At 57.4% G+C, this 9,423-nt stretch carries 7 protein-coding genes; 1 reads left to right on the top strand and 6 read right to left on the bottom strand.

What is annotated here, in order from left to right:
- Positions 1 to 2: 2 nt before the first annotated feature.
- The 6 genes from shc to ASH01S_RS07675 all read right to left on the bottom strand — a co-directional run bounded on the left by shc (position 3) and on the right by ASH01S_RS07675 (position 7,643).
- Positions 3 to 1,880 (bottom strand): squalene--hopene cyclase, encoded by a 1,878-nt coding sequence (gene shc / locus ASH01S_RS07650; protein WP_067926018.1) that lies wholly within the window; start codon positions 1,878 to 1,880, stop codon positions 3 to 5.
- The gene (gene hpnA / locus ASH01S_RS07655; RefSeq protein ID WP_067926019.1) at positions 1,877 to 2,884 is read right to left on the bottom strand and encodes a hopanoid-associated sugar epimerase; all 1,008 of its coding nucleotides are present in this window, start codon (positions 2,882 to 2,884) and stop codon (positions 1,877 to 1,879) included. Before hpnA ends, shc begins: the two co-directional genes overlap by 4 nt.
- Complete coding sequence (locus ASH01S_RS07660; protein ID WP_067926020.1) at positions 2,869 to 3,552, bottom strand: phosphorylase family protein; 684 nt, start codon at positions 3,550 to 3,552, stop codon at positions 2,869 to 2,871. Before ASH01S_RS07660 ends, hpnA begins: the two co-directional genes overlap by 16 nt.
- Positions 3,549 to 4,559, bottom strand: a complete 1,011-nt coding sequence (gene hpnH, locus ASH01S_RS07665; RefSeq protein ID WP_067926023.1) for an adenosyl-hopene transferase HpnH — start codon at positions 4,557 to 4,559, stop codon at positions 3,549 to 3,551. Before hpnH ends, ASH01S_RS07660 begins: the two co-directional genes overlap by 4 nt.
- 76 nt (positions 4,560 to 4,635) lie before the next feature.
- On the bottom strand, positions 4,636 to 5,793 hold the full coding sequence (gene fni / locus ASH01S_RS07670; protein ID WP_245628977.1) for a type 2 isopentenyl-diphosphate Delta-isomerase: 1,158 nt from the start codon (positions 5,791 to 5,793) through the stop codon (positions 4,636 to 4,638).
- A 431-nt stretch (positions 5,794 to 6,224) separates the two neighbouring features.
- Positions 6,225 to 7,643: a class I SAM-dependent methyltransferase gene (locus ASH01S_RS07675; RefSeq protein ID WP_169794202.1), complete on the bottom strand. Its 1,419-nt coding sequence runs from the start codon at positions 7,641 to 7,643 to the stop codon at positions 6,225 to 6,227.
- Positions 7,644 to 7,906: 263 nt separating this feature from the next.
- On the opposite strand from ASH01S_RS07675, the gene ASH01S_RS07680 reads away from it, so the two are divergent.
- Positions 7,907 to 9,043, top strand: coding sequence for a cupin domain-containing protein (locus ASH01S_RS07680; RefSeq protein WP_067926029.1), 1,137 nt, complete (start codon positions 7,907 to 7,909; stop codon positions 9,041 to 9,043).
- Positions 9,044 to 9,423 lie beyond the last annotated feature (380 nt).

Genomic DNA, 9,423 nt, shown 5'->3' on the forward strand with positions numbered 1-9,423 from the left:
CATCACTCTCCCGCCAGCACAACCTGCCGATAGCGACCCAAGGCCAACAGTGGAAAGATGTCACGATACATCTCGTATCCGATGTAAAAGTCCCGTGGAAAGCCCGTGCCGGTGTATTGATGCTCGTTCCAGCGCCCGTCCGGACGCTGGCTTCGAAGTAAATAGTCCACACCGCGCTGGACGCACTCTTGTTGCGCCCAGCCCCCGGCGATGAGCGCCATCAATGCCCAGGCGGTCTGGGACGGGGTGCTCTCGCCCACGCCGGCAAACCGCTCGTCCTCGTAAGAGCGGCAATCTTCTCCCCAGCCGCCGTCCTCGTTCTGGTGCGCAGCGAGCCAATGCAACGACTTCTGCACCCAGTCCTCTCGCACATCGATTCCGACTGCAGCCAACGCTGGCACCACCGCCCCGGTGCCGTAGACATAATTCACGCCCCAGCGCCCGAACCAAGGTCCCGATGCGGACTGCTGCTGGCGGAGATAGCTTACTGCCCGCTGAATCACATCCCACGCGTCGTCGTAGCCGAAGCTCCCGAAGCACTCAAGGACGTGGGCGGTCACATCTTCGCTCGGCGGATCTATCACTTCACCGAAGTCGCAAAACGGAATTCGGTTGACCAGTGTGCGCGTGTTATCCGCGTCAAAGGCGCCCCATCCTCCGTTTTTGCTCTGCATCGCGACGAGCCAGCGAAAACCGGCGGTCATCGCTTTGCGACGCGTGGCTTCATCGGGAAGGCGAAGGCTGTTCAGTGCCTGCACAACAATCGCCGTATCGTCGACATCCGGGTAGTTGTCGTTGCAGAACTCAAACGCCCATCCGCCCGGCTTCGCACGCGGACGCTTCACCTGCCAATCCCCACCGGCGAAGATCTGTTTCGCACACAACCATTCCCCCGCCTGTATGAGTGCGGGATGATCCGCCTGGACCCCAGCAGCGCGCAGAGCCAGGACACTCAATCCCGTATCCCAAACCGGAGAAACGCATGCTTGGAACCACCACGTATCTCCTTCGTCCACTGCAAAGTTGTCCAGTGCCCGCCAGCCCTTTTCGAACGCCGGGTGCTGGCGCTGACCGAGAACGTCCAGCGCTAACAGCGAATAAAACCAAGGCGGTTGAATGCCACCCCAGTTTCCATCGGCCTCCTGATGCTCAATAACCCACTGCAAGGCCCGAGATTCCGCCGACGAACGCAACGGATGCCAAGGAAAACGACGATACACTTTGAGCGCTCTGTCCAGCGCCGCAAACACACCCCCGTCTCCAGTCGGCGGCGTTCCATTCGTGTGTAATTCCGGAACCCTCGCCCCGCCCGGGAGTGGGTAAACGGGCCTGCGGTTCATCACGATGGACAAAGCGACAACGGTAGCCCGCGCCCAACTGGCGAAGTCATAGATATTCAGCGGCATCCATTTCGGAAGGTACATGATTTCAGGCGGAATTTCCGGCAGTTGGGCCCACTCATATTCCCCAACCAAGGCCAACCAGAGACGCGTGAACACCCGTGTGGCCTCAATGCCGCCACCGTTCTGGATGAACGCACAGGCCTTTTGCATACGCGGGTCGTCCGCCGAAACGCCCATCAATTTCAACGCCACATAGGCTTCCACCGTCGCGTTCAGATCCGGGGGACCTCCTGGATAAATGGACCATGTTCCCTCTTCACTCTGCTGTTGAAACAGATAGGCAGCTATTTTTTGCTCTCTCTCAGCCTGGCGTCGATCCAAGCAATGGCACAGGAGGACGTACTCGGCCTCCATACAGACATTGGAGAACAAACGCCCCCACCAGTAGCCTTCCGCATGTTGACGTTCTAGAAGAGACTCGACGGCGGCTTCAATGCCCGCCTCCAAGCGAGTGGTTGTGGCTTTGGGCAAGCTCACGCTCTCCTCCTCCTTTCTCGCTTCTCTGGATACTCTCGCTGAAACCAGGCCACCGCTCGGGCCAGCGCCGCATCTACGGCCGAAGGCGAAAATCCCAACTCCCGGCGGGCTTTTTCAGCGGAAAAGTACATCGGTGTGCGGGCGAGTTTGACCCCATCCACGGGGATACGAGGCCCCCGTCCCGTGACGGGTGTGACTATCCACTCGTCCACCGCTGCAGCGACATAGGCCAACCAGAGCGGCACGCGCAGACGCGGAACGGGCCGACCCGCAAGCTGGGCGGTGCGGGCCACCAGGTCTCGAAAGTGCATGTTGTCTCCTCCAAGTATGTACCGCTGCCCCTGTTGTCCCCGCTCCAGCGCCAGTAGGTGTCCCTCGGCCACATCCTCCACCGCAACCACGTTTAACCCCGTGTCGGCGTACCCGGGCATTCTCCCCTGGACGATGTCCAAAATGATTTTTCCGGTCGGCGTAGGTTTCACGTCCCCGGGTCCTACGGGCGTGGACGGGTTGACAACCACAGCGTCCAAACCGCGCTCACACGCCTGCAACACCACCTGCTCGGCAAGGATTTTGCTCTTCTTGTAGTCACTCTCTACCTCGTCGGGATTGGCAAATCTCCGCTCGTCCGCAGGCTCACCCCCGGATGACAGTGCGACAGTGGCGGTGCTGCTGGTGTAGACCACGCGCTCCACCCGTGCGCGCTCGCAGGTCTCCAGCAACCGTCGTGTTCCCTCCACGTTGACCTGATACATGAGAGGCCCGTCTCGGCGATTCAACGAGTAGAGAGCCGCCACGTGAAACACAGTCTCGCAACCATGAATGTGTTCCAGACCTTCCCCGGTCGCCAAATCGCCAGGAACCAGTTCCACGTCGAGCGACGACAACCGCGAGACAGCCTCGGGATTCCGCACCAAAGCCCGCACCTGCCAGCCATGTTGACGCAAGACGCGCGCCACATGGTAGCCGATGAAACCGCTGGCGCCTGTTACAAATGCTCGCACAACACGCACCTGCCTATTTCTGCTAACCGCCGACGCGCGGCCATCGCCCGCGCAGGCAACCACGCCGCGGCTGCCCAGGTCGAGGGATGCGCCCAATGCGGCAGCGCGCGATTTGCGACATCCAGTACAACCCGCACAGCCGTAAACGGGATCCCGGCCTCCGTCGCAGCCACACACCAAGCGTAGCTCTCTTGATCCACCCACTGTGCGCCGGTTGCTTCGTACAGTTCCCTCTTGCGCTCTGGCGTGGCAGCCATACTCCGGACAGACACCATGCGCCCGCACATATTCAACCCCGAAATGGGATGTGCCCGCAGTGCCCGCTGCGCATCCTCGCTCAGCAGGAATTCCGGTACAACGACCTGTCCGAACCGTGTCTCCGGAGCCAGCCCACCACATACCCCGGTGCCGATTATCCAGCCAGGCTGATGGCGTTCGATAGCTGCGCGTGCACCGCTCAGTCCGCGCTCCGGACCCATGCCCGTACGGACCACCGTAACGTGATGCTGCGACTGTGCCGCCGCCTGGGAAAATGCTCGCTCCTCAAACCGCGTCGCCGCCAGCACCAAGACGCGGCTCGGCAGTGAATCCGCAGTCCCCCATTCATCGTGAGGGAGGTCGGCCACCCCTGACGGGTGGCCGTTCCCTCGCAAAGGTAGCAAACTCATGACGCAAACATCCAACGAATGACGCGCCACGTATCCATCGGTGACATGGCCTTGACCGCCGACGCCTCATAACCGCTGTGCATCATGCAACTGGCGCAGCGAGGATTCTCCCCGTATCCAAATTCCTCCCAATTCGTTTGCTCCATCAGTTCGTTGAACGTTTCGTAGTGGGCGTCCGTCAACAAATAGCACGGACCCTTCCATCCCTTGGGATCGCGCGTCGGGTTCCCCCACGGAGTGCACTTCAATGTCTTCTTCCCGGTCAAGAAGTCGAAGAAAATGGGCGTATTGTAGTAGCGGACCTTGGGCCCTGCAGCCTCCAGGATTTCTCGGACAGCTTGCTGTGCTTCCCTGCGGTGGAAGAAAATCCCACTGTTGGCCGGGTTCACTTCCTCATACGTAAAGGCCGGCGACACAATGCAATTATCCACGCCCAACTCTGTCAGTTCCCGCAACAGATTGCCGATGGCTCGGGTGTCAGCCCCTTTGTACAGGGTTGTGTTGGTGGCTACTCGAAAACCTCGCTCCTTGGCCGCCTTGATGCCCTTGATGACAATGTCAAATACGCCCTTGCGCTCCACCATCTTGTCGTGATGCTCCCGCGGTCCGTCCAAGTGAAAGACAAAAGTGAAACGCGGATTGGGTTGCAGTTTGTCAAGAACGCGGCCGAGCAGAATGCCGTTGGTGCAAAGCAGGGTGAGCTTGCCCCGTTCCAAAATACCATTTACAATATCGACGATTTCGGGGTGCACAAGGGGCTCCCCACCGGCTATCGAAACAGCCGGCGCACCACATTCGTCAACCGCCGCCAGGCACTCGTCCTTGTTCAGCCGCATTTTCAGGATCTCTTCGCTTTGGCGGATCTTTCCGCATCCGGTGCAGGTGAGATTGCACATCTCCGTAGGCTCTAACATCAACACCATCGGGAATCGACGCTTGCCTTTCAGCGTTTGTCCCAGCACATACCTGGCCATATCGATGGTCAGGCCGAGAGGTTGCCTTGCCATCGTGCCATTCGCCTCACTTCTGACTGGTTTTTGCTTCGGACAAGTCGGCCACAAAACCTATAAACCTTCAAACCCGTTATGATTCTTGAATAAGTCCTCGACGGGCCAAGCGGACAGCAAAATCCGCGAATCCGCGGGCCTCCAACCACTCCCGCAGGCGTCCGGTCACGACCACCGGCCGAGAGCGCATATCCTGCCACGTGCGAGACCCAGTGAGTATTAACAGGGTCCGCAGGCTCCAATGCAGTTCTTCCACGTAGTGGTCAACGGCATCCAGAGCAGTGAGTTCGTCGGCTCCGGACACACGGCGTAAGAATTCACCCGCAATCCCGACCGCACAGGCGCCAATCGCCATCGATTTCGCGATATCATGAGCGTTGCGGATGCCTCCGGAGGACACCACATCGACTTGGTCTCCAACCGCCCCCACCACCTCACAGAGGCTGGCCGCCGTGGTCAATCCCCATTGATGCCACGAGGCTGCCAACTGCCACCCACGCCGATGAGCCTCAACAGCCATGAAATTCGTTCCGCCTACTCCTCCTACATCAATCCCAGCCACTCCAAGTTGGACAAATCGCCGCGCCTGTTCGGCGGCGATTCCTTGCCCCACCTCCTTTGCAATGACCGGTACATCCACCTCTGCCACGACCTGCGCCAAGGCCTCCTGAGCTCCATAAAAATCCCGATCTCCCTCAGCCATGAACAGCTCTTGCGCCACGTTCCAGTGCACCTGCAAGAGATTGGCGCCCACCAGCTCCACCGCTCGCTGCGCGTCCGCAGCGGTGCACCCCATCCCCACATTGGCGATAACCACACCGTCAGGATTGACCTCGCGGATCACCTCATAGGTGTAGGCCATGTCCGGATCGCGCAAAGCGCTGGTTTCCGATCCGACAGCCATCGCCAGATGGTGTTTCTTTGCTACCATGGCCAGACGCCGATTCACTTCGTACGACTCAGGCGCTCCCCCGGTCATGGCATTGATGACAATCGGCGAAGCCAGCGCCACGCCACACAGTTGCGTATGAAGACTCACTTCGTCCCATGCCAGTTCTGGCATGCAATCAGGAATCAGATGCACATCTTCCAACCAAGTCGTCGAATAGGCGTTGTCCCCAATCTCCCGCACAGCCGCTAGGTGTTCGGCCTTTCGCCGTCGACGATCCGCCCGAAGCTCCGGAGCGTTCCCCCCCACGTTGTCTACCCGCTCCTTCCCTGATGTGATAGCCACTCATAAAGGTCCCCTCTGTTTAGGCGGCGTATTTATCTATCATCGGATTGGACACTGTCGCTCGGCCCATCTACGAATTCGACCGATGGGCGCAACTATGTACAGAGAGGAGTGGCGGTGGGATCAACATGCCAGAAATTCTGCTGGCGTCCAGCAAACTCGAACAGCGATGCGGATGGGGCAGCGGTTCGAAAAGGGTGCATTAGCGTAGGTCATCATCTCGTTTCTCCGTAGATTCAGCGGACTCCTCAAGTCATCCAACAGTCACTACCGCGAAAAGACGAGACATCCCAATCATGATGAAGCCTGCATCGCACAGCCTGGGACGCGCACAGACGCGCAGGCGTTCTCGAGAACAGAATTATAGCATAACAAGGTGGAAAAGTCCCAAGTCGCCATCCGTATTTTGGCATCGCACCTCGCTTGCAGCCCTACTTCCGGACTCGAGCGCGGATCAATTGGCATGGATGTTGTTCGACGAGCTTGTGCGCGGGGTACTTCCTTACGATTTCTTCCCCCTTCTTGATCAACTGATCAATCATCGCCTCGCGCGCACGCCAGGGAAGGTACATCATCGGTTCCTCAAAGACATTCGCGACGTCCACAAACGCCTTCACGACAAGGCTCGGAAACGAGTAGAGAAGCTCCGTGTCGACATACTGTAGGTCAAGAATTTCAAATCGCGCCCCCAGAACAGCAGGCACCGTATCCGGACCAGGCAGGGTATCCAGATTGCCCGACAACGGCTTCGCCTTGATGAGGGGTTCAAACCATTCTAAGAAGAAATCGCTCTGAGCAGGAAAATGCAACGGATGCAAGGAGGCAAAGATTCCGCCGGGTTTCAAGACCCGCGCGATTTCGCTGCACGCTTGCTCAAGGTCTGTAAACTGTAGAAACGCATAACCCAGGACGCGGTCAAAGCTATCCGCAGGCCATGGTAGACGCTCGGCGCGCGCACGCTGGACTTCGACCCAAGACGCCTGATAGGCTTCACGTTTCCGCCTCAATGCAGCCAACACACCCGTGGACGGATCGGTTGCCACCAAACGTCCATTCGGCCCCACGACTTCAAACAGTCCTGCGTCAAAAGTCAAGCCACCTGTACCGCATCCTAGTTCAAGCACCGTCATGCCAGGCTGAATCTGGCCGAGCTCGATGACCCTTTTGCGCAGTTGGGGAATATTCTTTCCCAGTGTCTCCGTGATAAGATCCATATCCTCTAGTATATTGAAATTGTTCATTCGAATTAACCTGGCCCGATGTCTCAGGAACCCGGATGACGTCAGCATCTCCTTCAGGGAATGCAGCACTTCCTTGCCTAAGGCCGTGAGTTGCACTCGACCTTCCGCGGGGCTCAGTTCAATGCCCCCTGCGGCCATCGTCGCGCGCAATTCCCGCTGCAACGTTGCAGTTGCCCACGGCCTATGAAACTGCCCTTGTAGAAAGTCGTCCACTGCCATCGAGCCATAGTGATCCAAAACTTGAAGGTTATCATAAACTATAGTGAGCATATAGAATGAGACAAATCGTTGCGGACTTACAGTCTCGGCAAAATCTTCTACCAATCGTTCAGCCACGCGAACCATTTCTTCGGTAACTTCCAACTGCCCCAGTTCCAGATGACTCAAATACACGGCCGTACTGGAAATCGTTTCATAGTAAGCCTCCCAAGCTCGATCCTTCTCCAGCGGGTAGCGCTCCACCAGGCAGAATTCCCAAGTCGGATTCCAGTGCCCATTTGCCAGCCCGAGAGCCACTCGCTCGATTTCTTCCTGCAAACGGCGCGGAATTCGATTCTGCCCTTGCCCCCAAGTCAACCAAGGAGCGACCACAATACGCTGCCGAATCATGTGACTGGCCAGTTCCGCGAACCCGTACAACGTTTCCATGTCGCCACCTCCATGGTGAGAGAATTCGCCACTGCTCTAAAATGCCCTTCCCCCTTGCTCGCAGCGGCATCATCCGCTCCGCTCGGCGCATGGGCGGCACAAACGCGGCGCGTCTGCGTGCTGGGTGGAGCACCTCCCGTCCTCAACGCACAGCGTGTGCCCAGTTCTCAGGGTGACGAATACATATATGTATATCCCGAGTCGCACAGGAGGCAACACGCCCTATGGCTACTGCTCCAAAACGCACCTTTCCGCCCAAGACCACAAAGTCCAGAGGCAAGCGAAAGTCAGTGTCAGTGAATCCTTTCTACGAGTGCAGTGTGCTATTTTGCAAAGATGCCGATAATGTAATCTACCAGGTAACCTCGGATCAACTGCCCGTTCTCAACCGCATCGGACTGGACGATCTGTTCATGACAAAGGGACACATCCGGGAACCCCATTGGCATCCCAACGCAGCGGAATTGGATTATGTTGTCACGGGAGAAGTTAACATTTCCATGGTCGATCCCGTTCGACATCGCTTGCTCGCTTATCATGTGACGCCGGGGGAAGTCGTGTTCATACCGATAAATTGGTGGCACTGGATAACCGCGTTGTCCGATGAAGTCCACGTGGTACAGATTTTCAGCCATGCCAAACGTCAAATTATTGAAGGTTCGGATGTCCTGCGCAAGACTCCCGCGAAGATTTTCCAATCCGCCTATGACGTGAACGCCAAACAGTTTGCCAGTTTGTTGTCTCCCATCACGGGAACGGTCGTCATCGGGCCACCGAATTCCATGGCGCTGACCAATACATCAGATGACAACGTGCATCAGCACATACCCAGAGCCACCAATCGTACCTATCCAGGGTCTCCCAACCTCTTTTTTGACCTGCAACGAAATCTAACTGTACGTAGGGACCAAAGCTGTCTTTATGAAGTGACCAGTGTACAAATCCCGATGATGCAAGTTTTGTCACTGGGAGACCTGTTCCTGACCAAAGGGCACGTACGAGAACCCCACTGGCATCCGAATGCAGACGAGTTGGACTACGTAGTTGCTGGTGAAGTGACGGTATCCATCCTCGATCCGAATACACTACGGGTGGCTAGCCACCGCCTGAAGCCTGGGCAGGTCACGTTCATACCAAAAGGATGGTTTCACTGGATTGTGCCCGATACGGAAGATGCTCATCTCCTTGTCTGCTTTAACGACGGTAGAATCGAGTCCGTGGAGGGTTCCGATGTGCTGCGATTGACCCCGCCCGAGGTCTTCCAACAGGCGTATGACATCCACGCCCGTCAATTCGCCAAAGAGATAGCCCCGATTGCCGGGCCGTTGACCATTGGCCCACCGAGCAAACCAGCAAGATAGATATTCATTCGTGACCTCATATCCGTGCAATTCAACCGCCCCACTCCCCTCCTCTGCCATCATTACATAATCGCCCGAGACACTCCATCCGTCTGTCCAACATCACGCTGCAGGCGGTCAGGCCCGTCCCAATCATTGGACATCCCCCCCTTCCCTTCCTTGTTAATCCAGATCCTTAGCTGTGACGACGATTGATCCGAAAAGGATACCGTGCGCCAGGGAACGTATGATTCTCCCGATCAGCAGGACTGTGTACGAAGCCACAGCCGCAAAGCAACCTCAACAGTGGGCCTTTTCGGATCTGGATGGCCGCGACTGTCCCTACCGTAAGCCTTCCACAGAAAGGGAAAGTCAAGAGGGGATTCGAGGAAAATGAAGAT

Source organism: Alicyclobacillus shizuokensis NBRC 103103, from assembly GCF_001552255.1.
In the GTDB taxonomy this organism is placed as follows: Bacteria; Bacillota; Bacilli; order Alicyclobacillales; family Alicyclobacillaceae; genus Alicyclobacillus_G; species Alicyclobacillus_G shizuokensis.

Coding starts and splice junctions, on each gene's coding strand:
- ASH01S_RS07660 (WP_067926020.1), bottom strand. CDS start 3,552: ATGAGTTTGCTACCTTTGCGAGGGAACGGCCACCCGTCAGGGGTGGCC.
- hpnH (WP_067926023.1), bottom strand. CDS start 4,559: ATGGCAAGGCAACCTCTCGGCCTGACCATCGATATGGCCAGGTATGTG.
- ASH01S_RS07675 (WP_169794202.1), bottom strand. CDS start 7,643: ATGATTCGGCAGCGTATTGTGGTCGCTCCTTGGTTGACTTGGGGGCAA.
- ASH01S_RS07680 (WP_067926029.1), top strand. CDS start 7,907: ATGGCTACTGCTCCAAAACGCACCTTTCCGCCCAAGACCACAAAGTCC.